At 71.1% G+C, this 26,902-nt stretch carries 26 protein-coding genes; 14 read left to right on the top strand and 12 right to left on the bottom strand.

The features are described from left to right. On the bottom strand, positions 1-1,443 hold the full coding sequence (locus ACYVKZ_RS09235; protein WP_460991850.1) for a PucR family transcriptional regulator: 1,443 nt from the start codon (positions 1,441-1,443) through the stop codon (positions 1-3). Between the two features lie 111 nt (positions 1,444-1,554). Between ACYVKZ_RS09235 and pxpA the strand changes: the two genes are divergently transcribed. Genes pxpA through ACYVKZ_RS09210 form a run of 5 tightly spaced genes read left to right on the top strand, consistent with a single transcriptional unit; the run spans position 1,555 to position 5,796 of the window. Continuing rightward, complete coding sequence (pxpA, locus tag ACYVKZ_RS09230) at positions 1,555-2,304, top strand: 5-oxoprolinase subunit PxpA (RefSeq protein ID WP_460991849.1); 750 nt, start codon at positions 1,555-1,557, stop codon at positions 2,302-2,304. A 31-nt stretch (positions 2,305-2,335) separates the two neighbouring features. Next, positions 2,336-2,581 carry an acetyl-CoA carboxylase gene (locus tag ACYVKZ_RS09225; RefSeq protein ID WP_307007571.1) on the top strand — a complete coding sequence of 82 codons (246 nt, stop codon included), beginning with the start codon at positions 2,336-2,338 and terminating at the stop codon, positions 2,579-2,581. After that, a complete protein-coding gene (locus tag ACYVKZ_RS09220) occupies positions 2,578-3,930 on the top strand; it encodes an acetyl-CoA carboxylase biotin carboxylase subunit (RefSeq protein ID WP_460991848.1) in 1,353 nt (450 codons plus the stop codon). Before ACYVKZ_RS09225 ends, ACYVKZ_RS09220 begins: the two co-directional genes overlap by 4 nt. Continuing rightward, positions 3,927-4,829 carry a 5-oxoprolinase subunit B family protein gene (locus ACYVKZ_RS09215; RefSeq protein ID WP_460991847.1) on the top strand — a complete coding sequence of 301 codons (903 nt, stop codon included), beginning with the start codon at positions 3,927-3,929 and terminating at the stop codon, positions 4,827-4,829. The genes ACYVKZ_RS09220 and ACYVKZ_RS09215 overlap by 4 nt, the downstream gene beginning before the upstream one ends. Next, positions 4,819-5,796, top strand: a complete 978-nt coding sequence (locus tag ACYVKZ_RS09210) for a 5-oxoprolinase subunit C family protein (protein ID WP_460991846.1) — start codon at positions 4,819-4,821, stop codon at positions 5,794-5,796. Before ACYVKZ_RS09215 ends, ACYVKZ_RS09210 begins: the two co-directional genes overlap by 11 nt. A gap of 63 nt (positions 5,797-5,859) precedes the next feature. On the opposite strand, the gene ACYVKZ_RS09205 is transcribed toward ACYVKZ_RS09210, so the two are convergent. Further along, positions 5,860-6,879: a LacI family DNA-binding transcriptional regulator gene (locus tag ACYVKZ_RS09205; protein ID WP_460991845.1), complete on the bottom strand. Its 1,020-nt coding sequence runs from the start codon at positions 6,877-6,879 to the stop codon at positions 5,860-5,862. Positions 6,880-7,164: 285 nt separating this feature from the next. Here ACYVKZ_RS09205 and ACYVKZ_RS09200 point away from each other — a divergent pair, with 285 nt between their 5' ends. The 6 genes from ACYVKZ_RS09200 to ACYVKZ_RS09175 all read left to right on the top strand — a co-directional run bounded on the left by ACYVKZ_RS09200 (position 7,165) and on the right by ACYVKZ_RS09175 (position 12,400). Continuing rightward, on the top strand, positions 7,165-8,187 hold the full coding sequence (locus ACYVKZ_RS09200; protein ID WP_460991844.1) for an asparaginase: 1,023 nt from the start codon (positions 7,165-7,167) through the stop codon (positions 8,185-8,187). A 75-nt stretch (positions 8,188-8,262) separates the two neighbouring features. Continuing rightward, entirely contained in the window at positions 8,263-9,153 is an 891-nt protein-coding gene (locus ACYVKZ_RS09195) for a polysaccharide deacetylase family protein (RefSeq protein WP_307007564.1), read from the top strand. After that, the gene (locus ACYVKZ_RS09190) at positions 9,150-10,532 is read left to right on the top strand and encodes an MFS transporter (RefSeq protein ID WP_460991843.1); all 1,383 of its coding nucleotides are present in this window, start codon (positions 9,150-9,152) and stop codon (positions 10,530-10,532) included. Before ACYVKZ_RS09195 ends, ACYVKZ_RS09190 begins: the two co-directional genes overlap by 4 nt. Next, the gene (locus ACYVKZ_RS09185) at positions 10,525-11,289 is read left to right on the top strand and encodes an SDR family NAD(P)-dependent oxidoreductase (RefSeq protein ID WP_460991842.1); all 765 of its coding nucleotides are present in this window, start codon (positions 10,525-10,527) and stop codon (positions 11,287-11,289) included. Before ACYVKZ_RS09190 ends, ACYVKZ_RS09185 begins: the two co-directional genes overlap by 8 nt. After that, entirely contained in the window at positions 11,286-12,005 is a 720-nt protein-coding gene (locus ACYVKZ_RS09180; protein WP_460991841.1) for an SDR family NAD(P)-dependent oxidoreductase, read from the top strand. The genes ACYVKZ_RS09185 and ACYVKZ_RS09180 overlap by 4 nt, the downstream gene beginning before the upstream one ends. Positions 12,006-12,109: 104 nt before the next feature. Further along, complete coding sequence (locus ACYVKZ_RS09175; protein WP_460991840.1) at positions 12,110-12,400, top strand: hypothetical protein; 291 nt, start codon at positions 12,110-12,112, stop codon at positions 12,398-12,400. Positions 12,401-12,451: 51 nt separating this feature from the next. Here ACYVKZ_RS09175 and ACYVKZ_RS09170 read toward each other — a convergent pair whose 3' ends face one another. The 8 genes from ACYVKZ_RS09170 to ACYVKZ_RS09135 all read right to left on the bottom strand — a co-directional run bounded on the left by ACYVKZ_RS09170 (position 12,452) and on the right by ACYVKZ_RS09135 (position 22,572). After that, complete coding sequence (locus tag ACYVKZ_RS09170) at positions 12,452-13,435, bottom strand: NAD-dependent epimerase/dehydratase family protein (protein ID WP_460991839.1); 984 nt, start codon at positions 13,433-13,435, stop codon at positions 12,452-12,454. Continuing rightward, positions 13,432-16,125 (bottom strand): alpha/beta fold hydrolase, encoded by a 2,694-nt coding sequence (locus tag ACYVKZ_RS09165; protein ID WP_460991870.1) that lies wholly within the window; start codon positions 16,123-16,125, stop codon positions 13,432-13,434. The genes ACYVKZ_RS09170 and ACYVKZ_RS09165 overlap by 4 nt, the downstream gene beginning before the upstream one ends. After that, entirely contained in the window at positions 16,119-17,141 is a 1,023-nt protein-coding gene (locus tag ACYVKZ_RS09160; RefSeq protein ID WP_460991869.1) for a 3-oxoacyl-ACP synthase III, read from the bottom strand. The genes ACYVKZ_RS09165 and ACYVKZ_RS09160 overlap by 7 nt, the downstream gene beginning before the upstream one ends. 209 nt (positions 17,142-17,350) lie before the next feature. Then, positions 17,351-18,076: a maleate cis-trans isomerase family protein gene (locus tag ACYVKZ_RS09155; RefSeq protein WP_460991838.1), complete on the bottom strand. Its 726-nt coding sequence runs from the start codon at positions 18,074-18,076 to the stop codon at positions 17,351-17,353. Between the two features lie 3 nt (positions 18,077-18,079). Beyond that, positions 18,080-19,615 carry an amidohydrolase family protein gene (locus ACYVKZ_RS09150; RefSeq protein WP_460991837.1) on the bottom strand — a complete coding sequence of 512 codons (1,536 nt, stop codon included), beginning with the start codon at positions 19,613-19,615 and terminating at the stop codon, positions 18,080-18,082. After that, entirely contained in the window at positions 19,612-20,400 is a 789-nt protein-coding gene (locus tag ACYVKZ_RS09145) for an aspartate/glutamate racemase family protein (RefSeq protein WP_460991836.1), read from the bottom strand. The genes ACYVKZ_RS09150 and ACYVKZ_RS09145 overlap by 4 nt, the downstream gene beginning before the upstream one ends. A gap of 36 nt (positions 20,401-20,436) precedes the next feature. Beyond that, positions 20,437-21,084 carry a GntR family transcriptional regulator gene (locus ACYVKZ_RS09140; RefSeq protein WP_460991835.1) on the bottom strand — a complete coding sequence of 216 codons (648 nt, stop codon included), beginning with the start codon at positions 21,082-21,084 and terminating at the stop codon, positions 20,437-20,439. Between the two features lie 117 nt (positions 21,085-21,201). Further along, the gene (locus ACYVKZ_RS09135) at positions 21,202-22,572 is read right to left on the bottom strand and encodes an MFS transporter (RefSeq protein ID WP_460991834.1); all 1,371 of its coding nucleotides are present in this window, start codon (positions 22,570-22,572) and stop codon (positions 21,202-21,204) included. Positions 22,573-22,853: 281 nt separating this feature from the next. Here ACYVKZ_RS09135 and ACYVKZ_RS09130 point away from each other — a divergent pair, with 281 nt between their 5' ends. Then, complete coding sequence (locus ACYVKZ_RS09130; protein ID WP_460991833.1) at positions 22,854-23,330, top strand: hypothetical protein; 477 nt, start codon at positions 22,854-22,856, stop codon at positions 23,328-23,330. A 13-nt stretch (positions 23,331-23,343) separates the two neighbouring features. Further along, entirely contained in the window at positions 23,344-25,152 is a 1,809-nt protein-coding gene (locus ACYVKZ_RS09125; RefSeq protein ID WP_460991832.1) for a glycoside hydrolase family 15 protein, read from the top strand. On the opposite strand, the gene ACYVKZ_RS09120 is transcribed toward ACYVKZ_RS09125, so the two are convergent. Both ACYVKZ_RS09120 and ACYVKZ_RS09115 read right to left on the bottom strand, forming a co-directional pair. After that, entirely contained in the window at positions 25,076-25,561 is a 486-nt protein-coding gene (locus ACYVKZ_RS09120; RefSeq protein ID WP_460991831.1) for an SRPBCC family protein, read from the bottom strand. The genes ACYVKZ_RS09125 and ACYVKZ_RS09120 overlap by 77 nt on opposite strands. Continuing rightward, positions 25,561-26,064, bottom strand: a complete 504-nt coding sequence (locus ACYVKZ_RS09115; RefSeq protein WP_460991830.1) for a LysM peptidoglycan-binding domain-containing protein — start codon at positions 26,062-26,064, stop codon at positions 25,561-25,563. Before ACYVKZ_RS09115 ends, ACYVKZ_RS09120 begins: the two co-directional genes overlap by 1 nt. Positions 26,065-26,189: 125 nt before the next feature. Here ACYVKZ_RS09115 and ACYVKZ_RS09110 point away from each other — a divergent pair, with 125 nt between their 5' ends. Next, entirely contained in the window at positions 26,190-26,900 is a 711-nt protein-coding gene (locus ACYVKZ_RS09110) for a hypothetical protein (RefSeq protein WP_460991829.1), read from the top strand. Positions 26,901-26,902 lie beyond the last annotated feature (2 nt).

The following is a 26,902-nucleotide window of genomic DNA, read 5'->3' as shown; positions in this document are numbered from 1 at the left end:
TCAGCCCTCGCTGAGAACCCGGAGGGCGAGAAGGCAGGTGGCCCGGACTTCACCATCGGCGAGATCGAGGCCCATGAGGTCTTCGATCCTGCGCAGCCTGTACGCCAACGTGTTGCGGTGAATGAAGAGCTCGTCGCAGACCCTGCGGGAGTTGGCTGCGTTGCGCAGGTAGGAATCGAGGGTTTCGCGCAGGGCTCCGGTGGGGTCCGAGTCCAGCGGGGCAATCAGCCTACGTGCCATGGGGACGAGTCCTCGATGCGGCAGGCTCTGGACGATGGCGGCGAGATCGGCCGCGGGGGCAACTCGGACCCCGGCTGTACCCGTTTGGCGTCTGGCGAGCTTGAGGGCGAGCGGCAGTTCCTCCAAGTTGTCTGCCTCGGTAAGGACCACGGACAGCTGCGGGATGTCGGCGAAGAGGGCCCGTGCCTGATCAAGGAGGTTCACGCGCTCGAGCGGCTCCTGGACGAGGAGCGTGGTCATCGTGGGCTCCTCCATGAAGCGGACGGTGCGGAACCACTCCTCGAGGCGCACGCGCGCCCGCCACGCCAGCGTCCTCAGCCGGAATCGGTCCATGTCCTCGCCCGCGGTGACGAGGAGCGCGCCCCACGGCTCGCCCGCCCCGAATCCCGCTTCTGCAGCGAGCCGTTCGAGCGTCGCCTCAGGAATGGGCTGTTCGTCGTAGAGCGCGTCCATGAAGCGGACGGCCTCGCGGGAATGGAGGGGTGTCCGTGAGCCGAGGGTGTAGCTGAGCTGCACGGCGAGCACTGCGGCCACCGGGCCCAGCAGTGGCTGGAGCAGCACGTTGCTGCTCACACCCTCGACGTGGAGCCTGAAGGAGTGCGGTTCGCCGCTGGGGAGCCGGAGCGCCGAACGCGGTGCACCGGGCGGCGCCTTCCCGGCGCTGACAAGCTCCGCTCCGCTCTCGTCCGTCACCGCGACGCGGGCTCCGATGGATTCCGCCACTCGGTCCACGACGGTGACGAGCGAGCGTCCCTGGGCGGCCAGGCGGGTGCATTCATCGGCCAGATCCCACCCACGGCGGTGCACGTCGTAGCGCTCTGTCGCCAGCGTCTGCTCCACCTGCCTCATCACGAGAAGGAACGGAACGTCCGGGGGCAGTTCAAAGAGAGGAAGCTCGTAGGACTCGCAGGCCCTGGCCAGACCCTCGGGAAGCTGGCGGTGCGCGGCCCCAGTCCCGAAGACGAGGCCGGCCACGGGCACGCTGGCCAGGCGCTCCACGTACGCATCCCAGATGCGGTAGTCCGTGACGTTCAGCCCCATCCCGCTGGTCAGCACCAGGGCGTTGACGGACAGGAAGGGCGTCGGGTCCATGTGTTCGGTCGGGGCGCACCATGCGATGGGCCGAGAGAGCCGCTCGTCCGAGACCCCCACCCGCAGGCGGATGTCGAGCCCAGGGAGGTCGCTGAGGTCGCGAAGGAGCATGTGAGTCCGATCGGGGCGAGAAGCGGTAGTGCACTGAGCATAATTGACGCCGTGTGTTTCAGCACATGGCACAATTCCACGGGACGCAATCGATTGGCTACCGTGGTGGGCATGCCAGAAACTGTGACCTCCAACACGCAGTCCCGTGTGCTCCTCAACTCGGACATGGGCGAGGGCTTCGGGCTCCATGAGTTCGGCAATGATGCCGAGCTCATGAAGGTGATCGACGTCGCCAACGTGGCCTGCGGGTTCCACGCGGGCGACCCCGACGTCATGAACCGCACCGTGGGACTCGCCGCCGAGAACGACGTGGCAGTGGGAGCCCACCCGGGCCTCCCGGATCCGACCGGGTTCGGGCGCCGCCGCATGGCGCTCAGCCCTGACGAGGTCGAGTCCGTGATCCTCTACCAAGTGGGCGCCCTGACCGCCTTCCTGTCGAAGCACGGGCTCGAGCTCCACCACCTCAAGCCACACGGCGCGCTCTACGGGATGCTCGCCGGAGATGAGGAGCTCATGGCGGCGGCGGCCGGGGTTGCGAGGCAGTTCGGCGTGCCGTTCTACGGACTCGCCGGCACGGCCCACGAATCGGTCTGCCGCGCGCTGGACGTCGACTTCGTCCCCGAACTCTACGTCGACCTGAACTACGGGCCGCAGGGACAGCTGCTCATCCAGCGCCGGCCCGAGCCAACTGATCCCGCCGCCGCTGCAGAGCGCGTGCGGCGGGCCATTGCCGGCGAGCCGGTCCACGCCGTTGACGGCTCGCCCCTCAGCATCACGTTCCGCAGCATCTGCGTCCACTCAGACGCCCCGAACTCTGTCGCAGTCGCCTCGGCCGTCCGCGACGTCCTCACCAACCGCTGAGCACACGCCTCAGCAGGAAGCAGGAATCACCATGGCAAACGTCATCTCCCCGCTGCCCGGGATCTTCTACCGCAAGCCCGGACCCGGCAAGGACCCGTTCGTGGAGGTGGGGGACACGATCGAATCCGGCCAGACGATCGGGATCGTCGAGATCATGAAGCAGTTCACGGAGGTCCAGTCGGATACCGCAGGCGTCATCGAGTCCTTCGAGGCGGCCGACGGCGCAATGGTCAATCCCGGCGACACCCTGGTCGTGGTGCGCGAGGGGCAGGCATGAGGAAGCTCTTCATCGCGAACCGGGGCGAGATCGCGGTGCGGATTGCCCGAACCGCAAAGGAGATGGGCATCCATACGGTCGTAGGCGTGAGTGAGGCGGACCTCGGTTCCCTCGCCGCCCAGGTCGCCGACGAGCACGTCGTCCTCGGCCCGGCACCGGCGACAGCCAGTTATCTTGACCACGACGCGGTCATCAGCGCCGCCGTGGAGCGGGGCTGCGACGCCGTCCACCCCGGCTACGGCTTCCTCTCCGAGAATGCGGCGTTCGCCGGCAAGGTGGCAGCGGCAGGGCTCATCTGGGTAGGTCCGCCGGCCGAGGCCATTGAGACGATGGGGAACAAGGCGGAGGCCCGTGCGGCAGCGCGCCGCGCCGGCGTTCCAGTGCTCAAAGGCACCGACGGGCCCTTGGATCCCGAGGCCGATGCCCTCGAGATCGCACGGGCGATCGGTTACCCGCTCGTCGTGAAGGCGTCCGCCGGCGGCGGCGGCCGAGGCATCCGTTTCGTCCACGACGAATCGGAGCTTCTGGACACGATAGACATGGCGCGAGGCGAGGCGGCGGCTGTTTTCGGCGACCCGACCGTCTACCTCGAGCGCTTCGTCGAGTCCGCGCGGCACGTCGAGGTACAGGTCCTTGGGGACGGCAGCAGCTTCATCCACCTCGGCGACCGCGACTGCTCCATGCAGCGCCGCTCCCAGAAGGTGATCGAGGAGGCTCCCGCGCCGGACCTGCCCGACGACGTGCGACAGACGATCCGTGAGTCCTCGGTAGAGCTCGCGCGCCAATGCGGGTACCACGGGGCCGGAACGGTCGAATTCCTCTACGACCGGGTGCGCCAGGAGGCTGCCTTCATCGAGATGAACACCCGCATCCAGGTCGAGCACCCCATCACGGAGGAGATCACCGGCGTGGACCTCGTCCGGGAACAGCTCCTGATCGCGTACGACGGTGTGCTGTCCCTGACCCAGGAGGACATTGCCTTCCGAGGGCACGCCATCGAGTGCCGTATCAATGCTGAGGACCCGGACAACAACTTCTTCCCCAGCCCGGGGCGGATCGGGCGTCTCGCGTGGCCGCAGGGCCCCGGCATCCGTGTCGACAGCGGTATTGTCGAGGGCTCCGTGGTGACGCCCTTCTACGACTCGATGCTGGCCAAGCTCATCGTTCACGCCGATGACCGCCCGACGGCGATCACCGCAGCGCTGCAGGCTCTGGCGGAGACCGAGATCGAGGGCATCAAGACCACCATCCCCATGCACTCCAAGCTCTTGGCGCGCCCGGAGTTTGCGGACGTGGCCCACCATTCCAAGTTCATCGAGACAGCTCCCGACATGCTGGAGGCATCATGAGCACCCAGGCCCTCGAGCGCGCGGCCCGCTACACCTGGGGCGGCGACGAGTTCCTGTTCGTCGAAGTGGACGAGGCCATGAGTCTTGCCGCGAACTTCAAGGTCATGACCTTGGCCTCCAAGCTCTCGGGGGCGGCCCTGGAGGGCGTCACCGACATCTGCCCGGCCAACGCATCCCTCCTCATCCGCTTCAACCCGGACGTCCTCGCGCCCTCTGTCCTCGAGGCGGCCGTCCGCGGGTTCGAGCAGGAGGCCGCACGAGGAGGTGCCGAGACCCTCGAGACCCGCATCGTCGAGGTGCCGGTCTGGTACGACGACCCGTTCACCGCGGAGGTCGCCCAGCGCTTCCGCGAAGGATTCCACCAGGAACCGGAGGGCACCGATCTCGACTACGCTGCGAGGGTCAATGGGCTCGCGGACGCCGCCGAATTCATCCGGCGGCACCACGAGCAGCCGTGGCTGGTCTCCATGGTCGGGTTCGTGGCCGGCCTGCCGTTCCTGTTCCAGCTGGTGGAGCGGCAGAAGCAGCTCGAGGTCCCGAAGTACCTGAGCCCGCGCACTGACACCCCCAAGCTGACGGTTGGCCACGGAGGCTGCTTCGGCGCGATCTACTCGGTCAGGGGCGCTGGGGGCTACCAGATGTTCGGCGTCGCCGCGGCCCCGATCTACGACCCAGCACAGGCCCTCGCCGACTTCAAGGACTTCATGGTCTTCTTCCGACCCGGCGACATCGTCAAGTTCAAGCCGGTCACCGAGCAGGAGTATGCCTCGATCCAGGCCGAGGTCGAGAACGGAACGTTCCGCTACAGGCAGGCGCCTGTGGTCTTCGAGCTGCACAAGGCCCTCGAAGACCCGGAGCGCTACAACCGAGAACTGATGGAGGCCCTCGATGGCGTGTGAGGTCAAGAGTCCCGGCCTGTCCACCACGATTCAGGACCAGGGGCGCCCCGGGTACTACGACGTGGGCATTCCCGAGGGCGGCTCGATGGACCAGTATTCGGCGGCCGTGGCGAACGCTCTCGTCGGGAACCCCGCCGAAGCGGCCGTCCTCGAGTGCACCTACCTCGGCCCGGTCCTGCGTTTCACCGAATCGGTGACGATCGCAGTGACAGGGGCGCCGGTCCCCATCAAGGTCAACGGCGAGGAGCGCCCGGAGTGGACGCGGCTGCGCGTGGAGGCAGGGGACGAGCTCAGTTTCGGACCGCTGCTCGGCGGGACGCGCTACTACGTCGCCTTCGCCGGTGGGATCGACGTGCCCCCGGTCCTGGGCAGCCGGTCGACCTACATCCTGGGAGGCATCGGCGGCCTGAACGGCAGGAAACTGGAGGCAGGCGACGTCGTCCCGGTCGGTACTGCCGGCCCCGTCCTGGCGGCCGCCCAGACCCTTCCTGAAGAGTTCCGGCCCGCCTACGGCAAGGAGCAGACGGTCCGGGTCGTGATGGGCCTCTACGACCACCGGCTCACCGACGCCGGCCGCGAGAGCCTCCTGTCAGGCGAGTGGAAGGTCACCCCCGTGGCCGACCGCATGGGCATCCGCTATTCCGGGCCCGGCGTCGAGTGGCGGGACCGCGAGCAGCCGTTCGGGGCAGGCTCCGACCCCTCGAACATTGTCGACGCGGGCTACGCGGTCGGCTCGATCCAGATCCCGGGTGGGACCCAGCCGATCATCCTGCATCGGGACGCCGTCTCAGGAGGCGGCTATGCGATGGTCGCGACCGTGATCAGTGCCGACATGGACCTGTTGGCCCGCGCTGCCCCGGGGACCTCGACGCACTTCGTCGAGGTGAGCCTGGAGGAGGCCCTCGAGGCGCGCAAGGAACGTGCAGCCTTCACCGCTCGCGCGCTCGCCGCCCTCGGCATCACCTAGGACGAGGTCCTTCCGTGCTGCCACCCCCGCCGGCCCGCGGGGTCGCAGCACGGAGGGCCGGCCTCACGCGCTGCTCTCGCGCACCTGGAGGCTGGGCTCCAGGCGGGCCGACTCGACGGCCTCCCCCCGCAGTACGCCTTGGAGCATCCGGACCGCGCTCCGGCCGATCTCGGCCATGGGGGAGCGGACGGACGAGAGCGGGATGGGCAGCTCAGCTGCGAGCGAGGTGTCGTTGTAGCCGACGACAGCGCAGTCACGGCCGACGGTCAACCCGCGGGCGCGCAGCGCGCCCATGGCTCCGATCGCGGCGAAGTCGTTGACGGCGAACACGGCAGTCGGGGCACCACCTGATGCAAGGATCTTCTCCGCGGCCTCTCGTCCTCCCTGAGTGTCGAACCGCGACCAGACGATGGAGTCTCCTGAGATGTCGCCCCCCAACTCCCGCCACCGCTCCACGAATGCCGAGGTGCGGTCGACAGCGGTGCTCGCATACGGTTCGCCTGCGATGACGGCTACCTGCCGATGGCCCTTCCCCCAGAGGTGCTCTGCCACAAGCTCGCCGCCTCGGATGTCGTCGCAGGTCGCAGAAGGGAACCCAGGATGACGGCGGTTCATGAGCACGAACGGCACGGCGCGGCGCTTGAGTTCGGGGAGCAGGTCGCCGTCGAGATGCGAGTCGCCGATGATCAGCCCGTCCACCCTGCGGGCCAGCATCATCTCGACCTTGCGGCACTGCTCCTGAACGTCGTCACGCGAATTGGTGACGAAGGTCGAGTAGCCGATCCGGGCGGCCGCCTCCTCGATTCCCTCGTACATGATGGCGAGTACGAGATCGGACAGGCGTGGCACGACGACGCCGAGCAGTTGGGTGCGCCGCGTGCGCAGGCTCGTGGCCTGTGGGTCCGGGGAATAGCCGACCTCCGCGGCCAACTCCCGGATACGCTGCGCGGTCGCCTCCGACGCCGCCCCCCTCGCCGATGCCGGGTCCGAGTGGAGGACCCGGGAAACCGTCGAAGGATGGATCCCCAGCTCGCGCGCCAGATCCTTGAGGGTTACAGCCCTCTCGCTGGTGTTGTTCTCCATGCCTCAGCTCTCTCGCGTTCGCTCTCTCATTCTCCATCGACAACCGGTGAGCCGCCGGGACGAAGGCTGCGCCACGAAACCCTTGACCGTGATCCAGAGCACATCGTAGAGTCGGATCCAGCTTACCCAATCGATTGGGTACCCGCGACGACCAGACTTCCATCCCCTCGGGAAGTAACGGCCCGGAAACCGACCCCGTCCATCTGACGAAACACCGCCTCGCTACTCTCGGCACTACCCAATCGATTGGGTGAGGAGAGCGGCCTGAAGGAGCAGGAGCGCATCATGACCACGAGCCAGAGTGAGGAGCACGTCGTGCTGCTCGCGACCGGTGGGACGATCTCCTCCCGCATGCGCGAGGACCTCGGCGGCGCCGCTGTCGCGTCAGACGGCGCTGACGATCTCCTCCGCAGCGTCGGCGGTGAGCAGGCACTCCCCGTCCGCGTCATCGATGTCCTCCGCCTCGGCTCGTACGCCCTCGATATCGACGACATGCTCTTGGTCTGCACGCGTATCCGCGAGGTCCTTGCGGACCCGGCAGCGGTGGGGATCGTCGTGACCCACGGCACGGACACCATGGAGGAGACCGCCTTCCTCGCGGACCTCGTGCACGACGACGCCCGTCCGGTCGTCTTCACGGGCGCCCAGCGCGCGGCGGATTCAGAAGCCCCCGACGGCCCCCGGAACCTTGCCCGTGCCATCGTGCTCGCCGGCTCGGCCGAGGCGCGGGGACGCGGAGTGCTGCTCTGCTTCGCGGGCGCGGTCTTCCCTGCCCGCGGAGTGCGCAAATCCGAGACCATGCGTCCCCAGGCCTTCAGCAATCCGGACTTCGGGCTTGCTGGAAGCGTCCGGGACGACGGCGGCATCGTGCTGGAAGGCGCGACGCGCCAGCCGAGGGAACCGATCCCCCTTCCTGTCCCTGACGCGAGGCGTGGCTGCCGAGTCGACCTCGTGGCGTCCTACCCTGGCGCCGACGCAGCCCACCTGACAGCCTCCCTCGAGGCTGGTGCCGCCGGGATTGTCCTCCAGGGCACGGGCAGCGGAAATGCCAATCCGGAGCTGTGCCGGGCGGTCGCCGACGCTACGGCGCGCGGTGCCGTCGTCGTCACGAGCACCCGCGTCAACGCCGGTCCCGTCGTTCCGGTGTACGGCGCCGGAGGCGGGAAGGACCTGCTCGCGGCGGGGGCCATCCCCTCGGGCCTTCTGCGTCCATCCCAGTCGCTCGTGCTCCTGTCCCTCCTCCTGCGCCTCGGCAGGTCGCGAGAGGACATTGCCGAGGCCTTCGCCGAGAGAGGGGGCGCCGCCTGAGAGAACCTCTCCAGCACGTCCCCCAGCACCGTTCCACCCCGTTCGATTCCACCCACCCTTCAGAAAGGCCCACCCGTGACCAAGGACATTCAGGTTGCCTTCGGCGTCGACGTTGACGCTGTCGCCGGCATGCTCGGCTCCTACGGCGGCGAGGACTCGCCCTGCGACATCTCCCGCGGCCTCTTCAGCGGCGAGGTCGGGGCTCCCCGCCTGCTCCGCCTCTTCGAGAAGTACTCCCTGCCCTCCACATGGTTCGTCCCGGGCCACTCCATCGAGACCTTCCCCGACCTCACCCGCGCCATCGTTGACGCCGGCCACGAGATCGGCGTCCACGGCTACTCCCACGAGAACCCGATCGCCATGACCCGCGAGCAGGAGACGGCGATCCTGGACCGCTCGATCGAGCTCATCGAGAAGGTCTCCGGCCGGCGCCCCACCGGCTATGTCGCCCCGTGGTGGGAGTTCTCCCCGGTGACCAACGAGATCCTCCTCGAGCGTGGGATCAAGTACGACCACTCCCTCATGCACCGCGACTTTGAGCCCTACTACGTCCGCGTCGGCGACAGCTGGAAGAAGATCGACTACACCCAGCCTGCCCAGACATGGATGGAGCCGCTCGTGCGCGGCGAGGAGACCGATCTCGTCGAGATCCCCGCCAACTGGTACCTGGACGACCTCCCGCCCATGATGTTCATCAAGGCATCGCCCAACTCCCATGGCTTCGTCAGCCCCCGGGACATCGAGCAGATGTGGCGCGACCAGTTCGACTGGGTCTACCGCGAGATGGACCAGGCCGTCTTCACCATGACCGTCCACCCCGACGTCTCCGGCCGCCCGCAGGTCCTCCTCATGCTCGAGCGCCTCATCGAGCACATCAACAGCCACGAAGGCGTCACCTGGATGCAGTTCGACCAGATCGCCGACTCGTTCCTCGCCCGCAGCCCCCGGAAGGCCACCACGAAGTGAGCACCAACCAGACCCTCGACCTGACGCCGCCCGCCGTCAACGAGAAGCGCCGCTTCCCGTCCTTCTCCAAGGGCGCCACCCGCACAGCTACCGTCCTCGCACTCCTTGCCTGGACCATCGCGGTGTTCGACTACGGACTCTTCGGCACTCTCCTGCCGGCAATGCAGGAATCCTTCGGCTGGAGCGAGTCCGAGGCGTACGCGATCAACACATGGATCGCCGTCGGCACTGCCATTGTCGCGTTCGGCCTGGGACCGATCATCGACCGCCTCGGCCGGCGCAAGGGCATGATGACAACTATCGGTGGAACCGCCATCGTCTCGACCCTCACCGCCGCGATCCCTGCCGGCCTCGGAGTCCTGAGCAGCGTCCTGCTCACTGTGGTCCGCTCGTTCGGCGGCCTCGGCTTCTCTGAGCAAGCCGTGAATGCCACCTACATGAATGAGGTCTACCAGGTCACCGAGGACGAGAAGAAGCGCAGACGGCCCGGATTCCATTACTCCTTCATCCAAGGCGGGTGGCCTCTCGGATTCCTCCTGTCCAGCGCGCTTGCCCTCGCGTTCCTTCCCTCGCTGGGTTGGCGGAGCCTCTACGTCATGGCGGCTATACCTGCGGCGATCATCGTGTGGCTCGTCTTCCGCAAGCTCCGGGAGACCCCCCAGTTCGAGCTCCACCACAAGCTGACTGAGCTCGAGAAGCACGGCAAGCGCGAGGACGCACACGCCCTCGCCGCCTCCTACGGGGTGGAGCACTCTTCGACCGCGCCCCTCAAGCGCCTCTGGGAGCCCCACCTGCGCCGAAACACCATCGTGCTTTCGCTGGCGTGGATCATCAACTTCTTCGGCATCGCGATCTTCAGCGTCCTGGGCAGCTCCGTGCTGAAGAACGCCAAGGGCATCGAGCTCTCGGACGCGTTCTGGATGCTCATCGTGATCAACCTGCTCGCCTACTTCGGCTACGTCTTCCACGGCTGGCTCGGCGACAAGATCGGCCGCAAGAAGACGATCGTCATCGGCTGGATCATCTCGGGCCTCTCCTTCGCCCTCATGCTCAGCCCGATCGCCTCCGATCCGTTCCTGATCATCGTCACCTACGGTGCCGGTCTGTTCTTCCTGGTCGGCCCCTATGCGGCCATCCAGTACTTCATGGCCGAGTGCTACCCGGTCAGCTGCCGCGCGACCGGCACGACCTTCATCGGCGCCATGAGCCAGCCCGGCACGATCATCGGCGGCGCGCTCTTCACGGCCCTCGCGGCCGGCGGCGGAACGGGGACCGCCGCCCTGTGGGTCGGCGCCCTCGGTACCCTGCTCTCGGGCGTCTTGATGCTCGCAGCCAAGCCTCCCGTCGAAGCCCTTCTGGAGGACCACCCCCATGCCTGAAGCGAAAGCAGCCATCGTCACCGGCGCCGCCAGCGGCATCGGACGCGCAGTCGCCGTCCACTACGCCACGCGAACCATCAGCACAGTGATCGGCACCTTCCCGGGAGACCCCCACGACCCCGAGGAGACCCTCCGTCTGGTGAAGGAGGCCGGCGGAGAGGCAGTGATCCACGAAGTCGACGTGCGCAGCACAGACTCCGTGGAGGCCTTCGCCCAGCGGGCCGTCGACGAGTACGGCCGGCTCGACTACGCCGTCGCGAATGCCGGGATCCTGCGCAACGCCCCGCTGGCCGAGCTCTCCGACGAGCGCTGGCACGACATGCTCGACGTGGACCTCACCGGCGTGCTGCGCACCCTGCGCGCAGGCGCGGCCCGCATCGGGGAGGGCGGCGCCATGGTGGCCGTCTCCTCGATCGCCGGCGGGGTGTACGGATGGGAGGAACACGCACACTACGCCGCCGCGAAGGCAGGCGTCCTGGGCCTCGTGCGCAGCGTCGCCGTCGAGCTCGGCCCCCGGCAGATCCGTGCGAATGCTGTCATCCCCGGCCTCATCGAGACTCCGCAATCCCTCGACCCGGTCAACTCGCTCGGGCCCGAGGGCCTGCAGCGGGCAGGGGACGACATCCCGTGGGGCCGGGTCGGACGCCCGGAAGAGGTCGCTGAGGTCATCGGGTTCCTCACTTCCCGGGCCGCCAACTACGTCACCGGACAGGCACTCGTCGTAGACGGCGGACTGACCGTGAAGATGCGGGCATGAGCGCCAGCATCCCTCACCATGTCTCGGGCCGGACGGTCGTCGTGACCGGCGGTGCCAGTGGGATCGGCAAGGCTGTCGCCACGGCCTTCAGGGCCAACGGCGACCGCATGGCGGTCCTAGACCGGGCTGAGGGGCCGGACGTGATCCGGGTGGACGTGGCAGACGAGGACAGCGTGCGCAGCGCCTTCTCCTCGGTGCGCCAACAGTTCGGCACCGTGGATGTCCTCGTGAACTCCGCGGGACTCCTCACTGAGGCACCGGTGGAGGACATGGACCTCGCCATGTGGAACGAGACTATCCGTGTGGACCTCACCGGCGTCTTCCTCTGCTGCCGAGAGGTCCTCAAGCCCATGCGTGCACAGCGATGGGGCAGGATCATCAATGTGGCCTCGCAGCTCGGCATCAAGGGCGGGGTAGGACTCGGCCACTACAGTGCGGCGAAGGCCGGGGTCATCGGCTTCACCAAGGCCCTGGCTCTTGAGGCCGCACCAGGCAACGTGCTGGTCAACAGCATCGCGCCGGGCCCGATCGAGACCCCGCTCGTCGACGGGATCTCGGAGGAGTGGAAGAAGGCGAAGCGGGCCGAGTTGCCGCTGGGCCGGTTCGGCACCCCTGCCGAGGTCGCCCCGACCGCCCTTCTGCTGGCCAGTGATCCCGGAGGGAATCTCTTCGTTGGCCAGACCCTCGGGCCGAACTCCGGCGACGTGATGCCCTGAGAGGAGAGGAAGCCCAGATGTGCGGTGCCTGCGGACGCACTGTTGCTGACGACCCGGTGTTCCCCGATGGCCGCACCACGCGGGGAAACCTGATAGCAGCCCAGATGATCGTTGAGCTCTGCCCGTCGCTGGCTGGCCGGGTCAAGGTCAGGGCCACGGCGGAGGGCTTCGTCCTCTCCGTCCCCGGCGGACGGCAGATCGTCTGTGCGACCGTGGACGCGGTGTGGGCGACGCTTCACACTCAGGCACCGGTGAGTGGTGCGCTCCTCGAGTCCGCCTTCGACGGGCTCGAGGAGCGGTACCGGCGGGCAGGCGAACACCGGCTGCTGGCAGCCGTTGCTGCCTCAGGGCTACGGGTCGCGCACGCGCCGAGGGAGGCTGTGGCAGGTCTGTAGCCCCAGCGGTCTTCGACGCCGCGACCCGCAGGACCCTTCGGCGGCGCGTCGTCACGGACGCGGGCCGCGCCCGCCGTAGTGCTCCGCCAGCCTCGCCAGGCCCTCATCGAGTGACACCGAGGGCGTCCAGTCGAGGAGCGCCCGGGTCTCGCGCTGGTCGTACCAGTGCGCCGTCGAGAGCTGCTCGGCGAGGAACCTCGTCATCGGAGGCTCCTCCTTCCGCCCCGCCCAGGTCCAGAGCCTCTCCACGACCGCGCCCGCCGCCCGCGCCACCGCGCCCGGAACGGCCCACGACGGCGCCGGGACGCCGCCCGCGGCACAGATCCCGGCCAGCAGCTCGCCGACCGGGCGGGGCTCGCCGTTGCTCACGACGACGGCCCTGCCGTGGACGTGGTCCATGCGGTCCAGAGCGGCGACGATGGCGGAGGCGGCGTTGTCGACGTACGTGGTGTCGATCAGGGCGGCCCCGGCGTCGAGCAGGGGCAGGCGGCGGCGGCCTGCGCGCTGCAGGACCCGTTCCACCAGCTGGGTGTCCCCGGGGCCCCATACGATGTGCGGGCGCACGGCGGCGACCCGGAACCCCGGCGCGTCTGCCGCCAGCGCGAGGAGCTCCGCCTCGGCCTTGGTGCGGGAGTAGTCGCCGTGCGCCCGCTTCGGGTCTGCCGGCTCCGCCCCCAGCCCGGCGATCGCGGCCCCCGAGTTGGCCACCGACGGGGAGGAGACGAACACCAGGTCCCGGACCCCGGCCGCCCGCGCGAGGCGCAGCAGGCGGCGGGTCCCCTCGACGTTCACCTCGTCGAACTCCGCTGCCCGGCCGGTGAAGGAGACCTTCGCGGCGAGGTGGATGACCGCCTCGGCGTCCTGGACCGCTGCGCGCACCGCTGCCTCGTCGGTGATGGACCCGCGGACGTCCGTGGCACCGCTGATCCCGGAGGGGCGGCGCTGGAACGCGGTCACGGCATGTCCCCTGCGGACGAGGAGCCGGACCACTTCGCGTCCGAGCAGCCCGCTGGCCCCGGTGGCGAGGACCCTCACGGCGTCCCCGGACGGCCGCCGGCCAGCACCCGCGACGCCCAGCGGGACAGGCGGGTCCTGTCGATCTTCGCGTTGTGCCGGATGTCCACCGGCAGCGCGGGGACCGCGAGCACGGCGGAGACCTCGACGCCGGCCGTGTGGGCCGCACTGCGGACGCGGTGTGCGAGCTGCTCTGCGGCGGGGCCGGCCTTGCGCGCGGGGGGCGCCGTCTCGACGACGGCGACGACGGCCTGCGTGCCCGCTGGCCCGACACCACCGATGGCGGCCAGACGGACGCAGTCCAGGTGCTCGATGGCCTGCTCGGCGCCGACGGGCGTCACCACGCCGCCGGGCACCGTCAGGACGTGGGCGAGCCGTCCCTCCACCCAGAGCCGGCCGGCGGCGTCGAAGTGCCCGACGTCCCCGGTGCGGTGCCACCCCGGCAGGCTGTCGCTCTCCCGCTGGGTCAGCCAGAGCCTGTCGTAGGCGTCCTTGACGTGCGGGGCGCTGACCAGGATCTCGCCGGTCACCCCCGCCTCGGTGACGGGACGGGACGCGGGGGCGGTTCCGTCCGCGGCGAGCGGGGCGACCGCGAGGCGGGCGCCGTGGACGGGCCGGCCGACGCACACGCCGTTGCCGGCCCCCGCCACGGTCCCGGCGGCAGCGTCGGCGTCGGCCGCCTGGATCTGCTCGAGGCTGATGTCGGTGACCGGCAGCGCCTCGGTCATCCCGTACGGGGTATGCAGGGAGGCCCGCGGCAGCAGCCGCTGCATCTCGGCCAGGAGCGGCTCCGGCACGGGCGCGCCCGCGGAGAGCAGCAGGTCGACCCCTTCCAGGGCCTCCCGCCCGGCCTCGCCCACCGCGTCCCGGGTCGCCAGGACGTTGCGCAGCGCGGCGGGCGAGGCGAAGACCACCGTGGCGCCGATGGCCGCCGCGGCGTCCGCCAACGCGCGGGCGGTCAGGGTGCGCGGCGCGGTGACGTCCATCGAGGGGGTCACCGACACCGCCCCGAGCGCCGGCCCCAGCAGGGCGAACGGGGCGAAGCCGGCCACCAGCCGCGCTCCGGAGCGGATCCCGAACGTCCGGGCCACGGTGTCCCGCATCGCCGCCAGCTGCCGATGCGTGTAGACCACACCCTTCGCGGGGCCGGTGGAGCCGGACGTGAAGAGGACCGCGGCGGGGGCCGCGGGGTCGGGAAGGGGCAGCGGCAGGTCCGGGCCGAGCGCCGCGCCGCGCCGGGACAGGGCGGCGAGCGAGGTCTCGGCACCGAGGAGGCGGCGGCGCGCCCCGGGGAGGTCTTGGACGCTGATCCGCCGACCCGGCCAGCCCAGCGCCGCCGCGGCGGCCAGCGCGCGGTCGATGCCGATCAGGACATCGGGGGCCGCGCCCTTCACGGCCCGGCTCAGGCCTCGGGTGCCCAGGCCGGCGTCGGCCACCACCACCACGGCGCCCAGGCGCAAGCATGCGTACAGGGCCACGGTGAGGTCCACACCGGGTGGAACCATCAGGCTCACCCGGCTGCCGGAGCCCACGCCGGCCTCCCGCAGCCCGGCGGCCAGCTCGGTGATGCCGCGGTCCAGCTGCTTCCAGCTGAGCGAGCGGCTGACGGTGCCCTCGGGCGACATCTCCGCCACGGCCAGGTCTGCCGCCGCCGGGCCCGCGGCGTGCTCGCCGAGCAGGTCCCACAGCGGACGGAACCCGTCCGGTCCCGGCCCAGGGGCGGCCTCCTGCCCTCCGGCGGCCGCTGCAGCGTCCGACGCCGGCCGGTCGCCGCGGTGGGCGACGTCCCGGTCGGCGAGCCACCGGAAGATCGGCGCGGCGATGTCCCGGTCTTCGGCCAAAAGATGCCCGGCGCCTTCGAAGCGGTGCACGTCCGCGTGCGGAAGCCGCCCGATGAGGTCCTTGAGGTAGCGGTCCGAGAAGATCGGGTCCTGCGGGCCCCAGAGCATCAGGGCCGGCACCTGCAGGTCCCGCATGCCCTCCGCGACCGTGCCGAGCGCGGCGAAGCTCGGATGGGAGGCGTCGAGCGGGATGTCCGCCACGAAGTTCCCCACCCCGGCCCGTCGGCCCGCACCGCGGTAGGGGGCCATGTAGGCCCTGCGGACCTCGGCCGGCAGCGCCGGGCGCGCCAGGGCGTGCGTCACCCGCAGGAAGGCGTCCGACGTCGTGGTGCCCCACCGGTGCACCGCAGGGTGCATCGCGAGCCGCAGCGCCGGCGGGGTCCCCGTGCCGGCCGGCTGGTGGACGGCGGTATTCGTCAGCACCACCCCGGCCGTGAGCTGCGGGTGGGCCAGGGCCCAGCCGAGGCTGATGGATCCGCCCCAGTCGTGGCCCACGGTGACGACGGGCCCGGCGAGGCCCAGCGCGTCGGTGAGGTCGCCGAGGTCGTTGATCCGGTCCGCGAGCCGGCGGAAGGTGCCGGTGCGCTCGGAGTAGCCCATGTCGAGCTGGTCCACCGCCACCACCCGCCACGGATGGGCCGGGTCAGAGCCGGCGCGGAGGAGCGTGCGCCACAGGTAGGACCAAGTCGGGTTGCCGTGGACGCACAGCAGGGTCCCCTCCGGGGCCAGGCCTCGGCGCGAGAGCGGGGCGGCATTGTCCAGCACGTGCCAGCGGCGCACGGTGCCCGGCGGATCGACGGGCGAGGTGGACGCGACGGAGACGGTGCGGGACCACTCCGGGTCGACCCCGGGCCACTGCGGAGTCACCAGACGATCTCCATCATGGCGGTGTTGAGCCCGGAGCCCACGCCCATGCAGAGGACCCGGTCCCCGGCGGCCAGGGACTGAGCCTCGGCGGCAAGCGTCATGGGGAGGGACGCGGGGCCCACGTTGCCCCAGTGCGGGAACGTGATCGGGACCTTGTCCGGGTCCAGGTCGATCGCCCTGATGATCGCCTGCGTGTAGGCGTTGCTGACCTGGTGGGTGACGTAGCGGTCCATGGCCGCCCAGTCCCACTCCGGCTGGGCCTCGTGCCACGCGTCCACCACGAGCCGGAGGCCGCCGTCGAGCAGGCCCTTCGTGTCCGTGGTCATGCCGTCGACGCCGCCCACGCACAGCTCGTGGTGCTCGGTTCCGGCTCGCATCACCCCGCCGACGAGGCGGTGTGCGCCGGGGTGCTGGTCGGCGGGGCCGAGGACGGCGGCAGCCGCCCCGGAGCCGAGCGTGAGCGTGGCGAACTCGCGGCCGAAGTCCTCGCGGGTGGTCTCCGGCCGCTGCAGCCGCGCGAGCGTGGCCTCCTGGGTGGCCTGGGCGTCCTCGCCGTTGACGATCACCGCGTATCTGATCTGGCCCGAGTCGATCATGTTGGCCGCGAGGATGACGCCGTTGACGAATCCGAGGCAGGCGTTGGCCAGGTCGAAGTTCATGGCCGAGGACGGCAGGCCGAGCCCGTGGTGGATCTTCACCGCGACCGAGGGCTCGAGGTTGCGCCGGGTCACCGACGTGTTGATCAGGAGCCCGACATCGGACGCTTCGACGCCGGACTCCGCCAGCGCCTTGGCACCCGCTTCGAGGGCGGCGTCGTCGAACGACGTCCCGGCCGCCCACCAGCGCCGGTGCGTCACGCCGGCCACGCGCTCCAGCAGCCGCGGGGGGAACTTCAGGCGGCGCAGGGTCGACGCCAGCCTCCGGTCGAAGTCCGTGGAGCTCACGATCCTCGGAGCCTCGACGCTGCTCACTGAAAGCAGCGCCGTGTTGCGGTGGCGGAAGGTCGCATTCCCTGCCAAGTCATGCCTCTGTTCGGGTCCGTGCTGCATTCATGCGGTGACTGTACCCGCATGAGCGCGGGCCCAGACGAAACCGCAGGCCCAACGAAGCGCAGCTTACGCCCGGGCGGCCCCGGACCCGTAGCCGGGCGCCTGGTCCGGAGGCAGCGGAGGCGGGTGGCCAGCGGCGAGTGCAGCACCTCGACGGGCCACGTCGGCGGCCGGTCGCCTCAGGCGAGGAGCTTGCCCCAGTGCGTCTCGAGGAGCGGGGCGCCGGCGAGCTGGAGGCAGCGCCAGAGGGTCACGGCCACGGAATCGAGCACCGGGACGCCGGTGCGTTCCTCGATCTCCGCTGCGACGGGTGCGCCGTAGAGGTTCGTGCACAGGTACACGAGCGCATCGGGACGGTCCGCGGCGAGCTCGAGCGAGCCCGGGACGAGCTCCTCGGGGGCCACCCGGGCGAAGGACTCGTTGTCGCTGAGCCCGAGCGCGCGGTGCCCGGCCGTGCGGACGCCCTCGGCGGAGTAGCGGGCGATCACCTGCTCGTTGACGTCCGCGGTGTAGGGGGTCAGGAGGCCGATGGTCCGGACACCGAACTGGGCGAACGCGTCGAAGTACGCGAGCGTGGACGTCGTGGCGGGGATGCCGGTGGCGGCGGTGATCTCGGCGGCGATCTGCCGGTCGTGCTCGAGCCCGAGCCAGGAGCCCGATGTGCCGTTCCAGGCGATGACGTCCACGTCCGCCGTGGCGAGCAGCTCGGCCGCGGCCCGCATGCCCTCGACGTCGAACTGGCGGTCCGAGCCCGCATCGAGGGCGATCCGGGTCACGGGGATCCGGGCCGAGTGGAGGGTGACGTCCTCTCGGCCGCCGAGGATCCGGTAGCTCATCGGCTCGAGGCACGTGTTGGACGAGGGGACGATCATGCCCAGCCGGGCGGGGCATGCGGTGTGCACCACGGCTCAGGCTCCTTCCGGGACGGCGGCACCCACAGGGGCGGCGAGGACGGGGACGGCAGGGGCGGGGAGGGCCCGCGCGCGGGCAAGCGACTCGCGGTACCCGAGGCGGGCAACGACGCGGCCCACGGGCCCGGGGTCCTGGAACCCCTCGTCGTCGAGCACCACGCGGCCGCCGGCGACGACGTGCTGCGGCCAGCCGCGGAGGCTCCGGCCGTGGAACGGGGAGAAGTCGGTGCCCATGTGCAGCCCGGCGCCGTCCACGGTGCGGGACTCGGACGGGTCGAAGACCACGAGGTCCGCGTCGAATCCGGGCGCGATCGCCCCCTTGCCCGGGAGGGCGTTGATCCGCGCGGGCGCGGCGGCGAAGAGGTCGACGAAGCGCTCGAGGAGGCCCCCGTCGTCGTGCGTGTCCCCGCCGGCCCCGGCGCCCGCAGGATCCGCACACTCCCAGCCCTCGGCGAGGGCGGTGAAGGCCACGGGCATGCGGGTCTCGACGCCGGGGAGGCCGTGCGGCATCTGCCGGATGTCGTCGGTGCGCTCGCGCTTCTGCGTGAGGTCGTAGCACGAGTGGTCGCTCGAGACGGTGTGGATGGAGCCGTCGGCGAAGCGCTCCCGCAGGGCCGCGACCGTCTCCGCCGAGCGCATCGGCGGGCAGCATGCGTACCACTCCGGGAACCGCGAGGAGTACACGCCGTCGTCGAGGACGAGGTAGTGCGGGCAGGTTTCCGAATGCGCCTCGACGCCGCGGGCGCGGGCCTCGGCGACGAGGTCGACGGCGCCCGGGGTGGACTGGTGGACGAAGTACACGGGCGCGCCGGTGTACTCGGCCATGGCGAGGACCTCCCGGACGGAGGCTTCCTCGGCGAGCTCCGGCCGCGTCTCGTGCAGGTGCCCGATGCCGATCCGGCCGGCGTCGGCGTGCTCCTGGGTGCAGTCCACGATCATGGCGTCGTGCTCGGCGTGGATGTAGGTGAGCCCGTCGAGGCGCACCATCTCGCGCATGACCTTCAGGACCGTGTCGCTGTCCGCCATGGTCGAGCCACGGTTCGTCATGTACATCTTCACCGACCGGACGCCGAGCCGCGCGAGCTCCTCGAGCTGGGCCGGGACGGTCTCGTCCCAGTCGATGACGGCTCCGTGCAGGGCCACGTCGCAGCGCGCCTCGGCGGCGAGTGCGAGCTTGTTCGCGGCGGCCTCGAGCGGGGTCTCCCGCGCATCCCGCGGGATGCCGAAGTCCATGATGGTCGTGGTCCCGCCCCAGAGTGCGGCGGCCGACGTGACGGCGTAGTCGTCGAGGGTCCGCCACCGGCCGGTGACCTGGGCGACGTGGCAGTGCCCGTCGATCCCGCCGGGGATGACCACGCGTCCGGACGCGTCGATCACGCGCTCGGCGGCGGGCACCGGCTCGGCGGCGTCGACGACAGCGGTGACGCGGCCGGCGTCGACCACCACGTGGGCGCGGCGGCGGCCGGCCGCGTTGACCACGAGGCCGTGGGCGATGACGAGGCTGGCCACGCCGTTCCGCTGGGCGGCGCTCATGCCCGCACCCCCGCTGCGGCGCCGGCACCGGGGGAGGCCAGCTGGGCGGCGTCGAGCGCGGCCCCCAGCGCGGGCGAGAACCCGGCACGGCGCTTGGGCGGCGGCGCGGCGAATGAGCCGGCCCGGTGCGCCCCGGCGGACAGGCCCACGAGGGCCTCCGTCAGCCGGACCCCGGCACCGATCCCGTCGATCACCGGCACCGGGATCTCCTCCGCGACGTCCCGGGCGAGGCCCGCCAGCGGCGCCCCCGCGAGGATCACGACGTCGGCGCCGTCCTCCGCGACGGCGAGCCGCGCGAGCTCCACGAGGGTCGGGCGGAAGTCCTCCTGGACGCTCCCGATGCCCCGCAGCGCGCCCTTGATCGAGCGGATCGAGGCGAGCCGTGAGGCCAGCCCGAAGCCCTCGACGCACTCCCGGTACCAGGCGGTGATGCGGTCCGAGATCGCGATGATCGAGAAGCGCCGGCCGGTCAGGGCCGCGGCGCACAGCGCGGCCTCCGTGATGCCGACGACGGGGACGCGGACGAGCTCCTTGAGCGCCGGCATGCCGGGGTCGCCGAACGCGGCGACCACGACGCCGTCGACCTCGCCGGCATGCTCGGCGATGAGCTCGGCGACGGCCCCCGCGGCGACGAGGGACTCGAAGCGGGTCTCGATGTACTCGACGCCGTGCGCGGCGGTGCGCACGAGGAGCTCGGTGCCGGGGGCGGCCGACCTTTCGGCCTCGGCGCGGATCAGGGACGTGACGTCCTCGCTGATGTTGGGGTTGATGACCAGAAGTCTCATGGCGGTTCCTTGGGTTGAAGCTGGGGCGCCGGGCGGTCAGACCGTGTCCGGGTACTGCTCCCTGTACTTGCCGATGTGCTTGCTCGACTGCGCCGCGGCCCGCTCGGGGTCGCCGCTCGCGATGGCCGCGAGGAGGTTCCGGTGCTCCTCGATGAGCTCGGGCAGGTCCGTGACGTGGCGGAAGAGCCAGTGCATGCGGCCCTGCAGCGGCTCGAGCGCGGTGCGGAGGAAGGTGTTGTCCGCGATCCTCGTGACCTCGTCGTGGAAGTCGTTGTTGAAGCGGTGCGCCTCGTTGATGCTCCCGCGGGCGAGGGCATCGGCGGCGTCCGTCAGGAGGCCGCCGAGCCGGTCGAGGTCCTCGGGCGTGGCCCGCTGGGACGCAAGCCGGCAGGCCAGGACCTCGAGGGAGGCGCGGACGTCGAAGAGGTCCTCGACCTCCTTCTCGCTCAGCCCGGCGACGACCGAGCCGCGGGTGGCGCGTTCCGCGAGCAGCCCCTCCTGGCCGAGCATCCTCAGGGCCTCGCGGACCGGGAGCCGGGACACCTTGAACTCGGAGGCGAGGTCGCGCTCGATCAGCCGTGTCCCCGGCGCGTAGTAGCCCTCGAAGATGCGGGTCCGCAGGGTGTCACGGATGACCTCGCGGAGGGGCCGGTCCCGGAGGGACTCCTCGACTGGCTGTGCCATTGAACGCTCCTGACGGATGGTCGGGGCCGGTCGGGCCGGCGCGCCTGATGTGGTCCATTCGACCACGGTGGGATGGGGCCCGGGCGGGCGGCGCGGGGCCGCCCGCCCGGCTGCGCCTCAGACCGGGAGCCTGCGGCTGTAGTCCAGCATGAGCACCGAGATGCCCATGATGACCGCTGACCCGACGAAGTACAGCAGAGCCCACGTGTAGCCGCCGGTGGCGCCGACGATGAGGCCGACGGCGATCGGGGTGACGAAGCCGGCGATGTTGCCGCTGAGGTTCATCGCCCCGCCGAGGACGCCTGCGTTGGTGCGGCCGCCGAGCGTTGCCGGGACGGCCCAGAAGAGGCCCACCCAGCGGAGGAAGAACAGGACCACGGACAGGAGGGCGACGGCGGTGATCGGGTCTCCGACGACCGTCACCCCGACGAGGCCGCCGGCCACGATCAGGCTCGAGACACCGAGGAGCGAGCGCATGACGAGGTTGGCGCCGTGGCCCCGGGCGCGGAGCCTGTCGGCGAGGGCGCCGCCGAGGATCTCGCCGACGAAGCCGGCGCCGAAGATCACGAACGTGGACCAGCCGATCGAGCTGAGGTTGAAGTGCTTGGCCTGGGCCAGGTACAGCGGCCCCCACGTCAGCAGACCATAGAACACGCCGTTGAAGCCGAGCCAGCCGAAGCACATGGCCCAGAAGGAGCGGAACCTCAGGTACGGCAGCAGGCCGCGCTTGGAGGTGCTGCCGGCGGCCGCGGCTTCGGCGTCCTCGGCGGCGTGCGAGGCCTCGAGGTACTCGGCCTCCGCGGTGTTGACCGCCCGGTGGTCGCGGGGGTTGTCCCGCACGTACCACCAGATGAGGGCGCCGAGGACCACGGTGGCGATGCCGGCGATGACGAAGGACATGCGCCAGCCGCCGGTGGCGGCGATGAGCCAGGTGATGAGGATGCCGCCGACGCCGGCGCCGAGCGGTGCGCCCGCATCGAGGATCGTGGCGCCCCGTCCGCGCTCCTTCGAGTGCATCCACAGGGCATTCAGCTTGCCGCCCGCGGGCATGACCCCGGCCTCGGTGACGCCGATGGCGGCTCGGGCGATGAACATGCTCAGGAATCCGCCGGCCATGCCGGACGCGGCGGTTGCCGCGCCCCAGCCGATGCACGAGGCCGTGACGACCTTGCGGGGGCCGAACCGGTCGATGAGCCAGCCGACCGGGACCTGCATGAGCGCGTAGGTCCAGAAGAAGGCGGAGAGCAGGAGTCCGACGAGCTCGGGGGAGAGGGCGAACTCCTTCTGGATGATGGGCAGCGCCACGGAGATGGAGCCGCGGTCCACGTAGTTCACGGTCACGAGGACCAGCAGCAGGAGGAACAGCCTCCAGCGGACGCCGGTGGGCTTGGCCGGTGCCTGGGCGGTGGCCTGGGCGCGGGCCTCGGCGACGATCGCCGGGGCGTCGGCCAGGCCGGAGTGGTCTGGGTGTTCTTCTCGAAGGGACATGCGTCCTCCTTCACGGCATTGGGGAGAAGGTGGCAGGCGGGGAGGCGCCGGCCGTGCCCGAACGGGCTGCGCAACGGTCGAGAACTCGATGGGATACCGACTTGGGATCCCAAAAAGAGCGTACGGGGTGAGGGGCGCCACAGTCAAGGATTTGGGATCCCAATTTGGGATCCTCCGATCCCCCCGGCCGGAGGGGGTCTTCTCGGATGGCAGCGGAGCATCTAAAATCTGAAATAAGAATTATGGAGGGCTCCCCAGTGGCAGGGAGGAGGGAGGCCGCGATGGACTGGGCCAGATGGGCGGTCTTCGGGCTCATGGCAACGGGGGCCCTGACCGCAGCGATGATCGTCGCCCAGATGGCAGGGCTCACCCGGATGGACCTGCCCCTGCTCCTGGGGACCATGGTCACCCCGGACCCGGACCGGGCACGGGTCCTCGGCTTCTTCCTGCATCTGGCCGCCGGGCAGTGCTTCGCCCTCGGCTACGCGGCGGCGTTCGCGCTGCTGGGGGCGAGCAGCTGGTGGGCGGGGGCCCTCCTGGGGGCCCTGCACGCTGCGGCGGCCCTGACGGTGATCCTGCCGCTCCTGCCGGGGGCCCATCCGAGGATGGCGACGGCGCGCTCCGGCCCGTCGACGCATGCGGTCCTCGAGCCTCCGGGCCTGCTCGGACTGAACTACGGGATCCAGACCCCCGTGGTGACTGCGGTAGCCCATGTCCTGTACGGCGCGGTCCTCGGCCTGCTCCTGGGACCTCAGTAGGGAGACCGCAACGATGGACAGCACTGTGGGGGTCCCGATCGCCGACTACGGGCTGCTGGGCGACACCCGCACGGCGGCACTCGTGTCCTCTGCCGGCTCCGTCGACTGGCTCTGTGCGCCCTCCTTCGATGGCACTCCCGTCTTCGGAGCCCTCGTCGGAGGAGAGCGGGCCGGGTCCTTCGCCGTAGGCCCCCAGCCCGCCGTGCCGCCCGTCACCCGACGGTACCGGCGCGGGACCGCCACGCTGGAGACGGAATGGGAGGCCGACGGCGGCCGGCTGCTGCTGGAGGAGGCGATGGTGGCGGAGACGGCCGGGAAACTCGCCCCGGCGTCGGTCCTGGTGCGCCGGCTCAGCGCCTCCGCAGGACCCGTCGAGGTCTCGATCATGCTCGACCCCCGGCCCGGCGGGTCCGCCTGCCGCTGGAGCCGCCGTGGAGCGCACCTCGTGGCCGCCGCCGGGCGCCTTGCCCTGTCGCTCTCGTCAGATCCGCCCCTGGCGGTGCGGCCCGGAGCGCCGTCGCGGGCCGTCGTCGTCCCCGGCCGACCACTGACCCTGGTCCTCTCCATCGCGTCCCGTGAGCCCCTCGTGCTCCTCGATCCGGCCTCCGCCTGGGACTTGGTCGCCGCGGACGAGGACAGGTGGCTGGCGTGGTCCGCGGAAGTCGACGACGACCTCCCCCACCGCGAAGCCGTGGTACGGAGCCTGCTGACGCTGCGGCTGCTGAGCTTCTCGCCCTCGGGTGCGCCCGTGGCGGCGCCGACCACGTCCCTGCCGGAGGAACCGGGAGGCCTGCGGAACTGGGACTACCGCTACACGTGGCCCCGGGACGCGAGCCTGGGGGCGCGGACCTTCCTCGCGGTCGGGAAGAGTGACGACGCCGCGCGGTTCCTGGGCTGGCTGCTCCATGCCAGCAGGTTGGACCGGCCGCGCCTGCCGGCCCTGCTCACGCTGTGGGGGACGCCCGTGCCGGCCGAGCGGACCCTCACCGGCTGGCCTGGCTATCGGGGCAGCGAACCCGTCCGCGTCGGGAACCTGGCGGCGGCCCAGCATCAGCTCGACGGGTACGGCTGGGTGCTGGACGCGGCCTGGGCGTCGGTCGAGGGCGGCCACCCGCTCTCCTCGGAGATGTGGCGCGCCATGCGCTCCTTCGCTGACTACGTGGCAGTGCGCTGGCAGGACCCCGACGCCGGGATCTGGGAGGTCCGCGGCGCCCCCGCACACCACGTGCACTCGAAGGTGATGGCGTGGGTCGCGCTGGATCGGGCGCTCCGGATCGCCTCGCGTCAGGGGGCGCGGGCGCGGAAGCTGCGCCGCTGGCAGGAGGCCCGGGAGGGGATCGAAGCGGAGGTCCGGGCGCGGGGGATCCATCCGTCCACCGGGAGCTACCGCCGCGCCTACGGCTCGGACGATGCCGATGCGGCCCTGCTGATGCTGCCCGGGCTCGGGTTCGAGGACCCCGGGTCCCCGCGACTGGCGGCCACGGTCGAACGGATCGGCCGCGAGCTCGCGGCGGGCGGACCCCTCCTGTACCGGTACCCTCCGGGCCGGGACGGGCTCCCCGGCGGAGAAGGGGCCTTCCTTCCCTGCTCCTTCTGGATGGTCGAGGCGCTCGCCGTCACCGGCCGGCGCGGCGAGGCGGAGAGCGCCTTCGAGGACCTCCTGCGGCTGGCGACGCCCCTCGGCCTCTACGGCGAGGAGATGGATCCGGACACCCTCGAACACCTCGGCAACTTCCCGCAGTGCCTCACCCACGCGGCCCTCGTGCAGGCTGCTCTCGCCCTGCGGGGCGAGGATTCCCCTCACTCTCCAGCAGCCGCTTGAGCGATGCCCAGGTGCGCTCCTCCTGGCGTCGCCCCGCACGCGCGAACAGCGGGCCCAGCAGCCGCATTGCCCCGCCGAGGCGGAGGCTCCAGTCCCAGCTCATCACGGTCCCGCCCCGCGCAGGGGTGAGCGTGAGCGCCCCGGTGACGGTCGCCGTCGTCATCCGCGTGACCGTCCCGAGCCGGGTGGGCCGGGAGAACTCGGTGACCTCGAGCTCCATGTCCGTGGGCCGGCCCCGGGCCACCACGGTGGCGTGCCACCGTGTCCCGACCCCGATCGGCCCCTCGGTCAGCTTCTCGACCGCGGTCATCGCGGGGTTGTAGAGCGGCTCGTTGCATTCGTCGGCCACCACGTCGAACACGGCCTCCGGCGGCCGCGCGATCGTGATGGACCCCGCGATGCGGACCATCAGGCCATCGGCACCCGCAGCGCGAGGCCCGGGTAGAGGACGTCCGGGCTGAAGAGGATGTCGCGGTTCGCCGTGAAGAGGAGCCCGGCGCGGCCCTCGTCGCCGTAGACGTCCCGTGCGATCCCCGAGAGCGTGTCCCCCTCCTGGACGGTGTGCAGCGTGAACCCCGAGTACGTCCCGCCCATGAGGGTCCGGCCGAAGGTCACCGGGACGGTCACGGAGGCGGCGTTCTCGGGCAGGCCGCTGGGGTTGGTGGCCTGCACGGTCACGGTGCCCTCCGGGGTGGACGGCACCCCCAGCCCGAACGCGCTGTGGAAGAGCGAGAACCCGTTGCCTCCGCCGAGCAGGTTCGACTCGGCGACCACGTGCCCGGCACCGTCGCGCACCACGACGGACCCGTACACGCCCTCGAACGCGGACCCCAGCCCGGTCACGGCCACCTGGGCGCCGAGGATGTCGAAGGGGAGCGGGGTGCGGAGGCTGATCTGCGGCAGGATCGACATGCCCCCAGTCTCAGGCCCGCGCCTCGCGCGCGACAAGGCCGGGCGGCCCGGGCGTGCCGCCCGGCGCGGCGCACCAGAGGCTATGGGCCTCCCCGGCGGCCGGGGAGCGGGCGCACACTGGTGGCATGGCGGAGAACGAGCCTGCTGACAGCTGGACCCACGCCCTCGATGACCTGGTCGCGCTGATCGACCACCCCATCCCGGTGCCGGCGCACTGGATCGAGAACGGCTCGCGGGAGGAGCTCGACGAGGCCCGCGCCGTCGCCGTGGCCTGGGGCTGGCTCATGCGGGCCAAGCGCACGGCGCAGGCGGTGCTCGGGCTCGACCGCCTCGGCTTCGGCGCTGAGACCGCGCCGCTCGTGTGCTCGTTCGTGGAGCACGCCGCGCGTCTCGTATGGGCGGGGCGCCGGGAGCGCTCCGAGGCCGTGGAGATCCTCGTGGGCGTCCACCTCGACGCCGGCCGCGGGCTGAGCGAGGAGGAGCTCGAGCTCCTCGGCGCGCTGCAGCATGATCATCTGGGCCAGGCCGTGGAGCCCGACGGCGGCTCCGACCTCCTGCCCCTCTTCACCCGGGCGCAGCGCGAATCCCATCCGGGCACGGCCAGCGCGTCGGCGTACCTCGAGGAGTCCGCGGACCGGCACGGCTGGCTCCTCCGGCTCCTTCCCAAGGAGCGGGAGCCCGCGCTCGACGCGCACATCACCGCGCTCCTCCTGCTGGCCTTCAAGGGCTATGTGCGCATCGCGGGCCTCGGGGGCCAGTTCGGCTCGAGCATCGACGCGCTCGGGGGCCGCATGGAGCAGCTCGTGGTGGGCGGCAGGGCGCCGGCCGCCGGCTGACG

The organism is Sinomonas soli, from assembly GCF_054782415.1.
The sequence above is the reverse complement of the archived record's forward strand: the minus strand, read 5'-3'. Positions and strand labels throughout refer to the sequence as shown.

What these genes read in the sequence shown, in the direction of transcription:
- ACYVKZ_RS09235 (WP_460991850.1), bottom strand. Translation starts at nt 1,443, where the DNA reads ATGCTCCTTCGCGACCTCAGCGACCTCCCTGGGCTCGACATCCGCCTG.
- pxpA (WP_460991849.1), top strand. Translation starts at nt 1,555, where the DNA reads ATGCCAGAAACTGTGACCTCCAACACGCAGTCCCGTGTGCTCCTCAAC.
- ACYVKZ_RS09225 (WP_307007571.1), top strand. Translation starts at nt 2,336, where the DNA reads ATGGCAAACGTCATCTCCCCGCTGCCCGGGATCTTCTACCGCAAGCCC.
- ACYVKZ_RS09220 (WP_460991848.1), top strand. Translation starts at nt 2,578, where the DNA reads ATGAGGAAGCTCTTCATCGCGAACCGGGGCGAGATCGCGGTGCGGATT.
- ACYVKZ_RS09215 (WP_460991847.1), top strand. Translation starts at nt 3,927, where the DNA reads ATGAGCACCCAGGCCCTCGAGCGCGCGGCCCGCTACACCTGGGGCGGC.
- ACYVKZ_RS09210 (WP_460991846.1), top strand. Translation starts at nt 4,819, where the DNA reads ATGGCGTGTGAGGTCAAGAGTCCCGGCCTGTCCACCACGATTCAGGAC.
- ACYVKZ_RS09205 (WP_460991845.1), bottom strand. Translation starts at nt 6,879, where the DNA reads ATGGAGAACAACACCAGCGAGAGGGCTGTAACCCTCAAGGATCTGGCG.
- ACYVKZ_RS09200 (WP_460991844.1), top strand. Translation starts at nt 7,165, where the DNA reads ATGACCACGAGCCAGAGTGAGGAGCACGTCGTGCTGCTCGCGACCGGT.
- ACYVKZ_RS09185 (WP_460991842.1), top strand. Translation starts at nt 10,525, where the DNA reads ATGCCTGAAGCGAAAGCAGCCATCGTCACCGGCGCCGCCAGCGGCATC.
- ACYVKZ_RS09180 (WP_460991841.1), top strand. Translation starts at nt 11,286, where the DNA reads ATGAGCGCCAGCATCCCTCACCATGTCTCGGGCCGGACGGTCGTCGTG.
- ACYVKZ_RS09175 (WP_460991840.1), top strand. Translation starts at nt 12,110, where the DNA reads ATGATCGTTGAGCTCTGCCCGTCGCTGGCTGGCCGGGTCAAGGTCAGG.
- ACYVKZ_RS09150 (WP_460991837.1), bottom strand. Translation starts at nt 19,615, where the DNA reads ATGAGCGCCGCCCAGCGGAACGGCGTGGCCAGCCTCGTCATCGCCCAC.
- ACYVKZ_RS09145 (WP_460991836.1), bottom strand. Translation starts at nt 20,400, where the DNA reads ATGAGACTTCTGGTCATCAACCCCAACATCAGCGAGGACGTCACGTCC.
- ACYVKZ_RS09140 (WP_460991835.1), bottom strand. Translation starts at nt 21,084, where the DNA reads ATGGCACAGCCAGTCGAGGAGTCCCTCCGGGACCGGCCCCTCCGCGAG.
- ACYVKZ_RS09135 (WP_460991834.1), bottom strand. Translation starts at nt 22,572, where the DNA reads ATGTCCCTTCGAGAAGAACACCCAGACCACTCCGGCCTGGCCGACGCC.
- ACYVKZ_RS09130 (WP_460991833.1), top strand. Translation starts at nt 22,854, where the DNA reads ATGGACTGGGCCAGATGGGCGGTCTTCGGGCTCATGGCAACGGGGGCC.
- ACYVKZ_RS09125 (WP_460991832.1), top strand. Translation starts at nt 23,344, where the DNA reads ATGGACAGCACTGTGGGGGTCCCGATCGCCGACTACGGGCTGCTGGGC.
- ACYVKZ_RS09120 (WP_460991831.1), bottom strand. Translation starts at nt 25,561, where the DNA reads ATGGTCCGCATCGCGGGGTCCATCACGATCGCGCGGCCGCCGGAGGCC.
- ACYVKZ_RS09115 (WP_460991830.1), bottom strand. Translation starts at nt 26,064, where the DNA reads ATGTCGATCCTGCCGCAGATCAGCCTCCGCACCCCGCTCCCCTTCGAC.
- ACYVKZ_RS09110 (WP_460991829.1), top strand. Translation starts at nt 26,190, where the DNA reads ATGGCGGAGAACGAGCCTGCTGACAGCTGGACCCACGCCCTCGATGAC.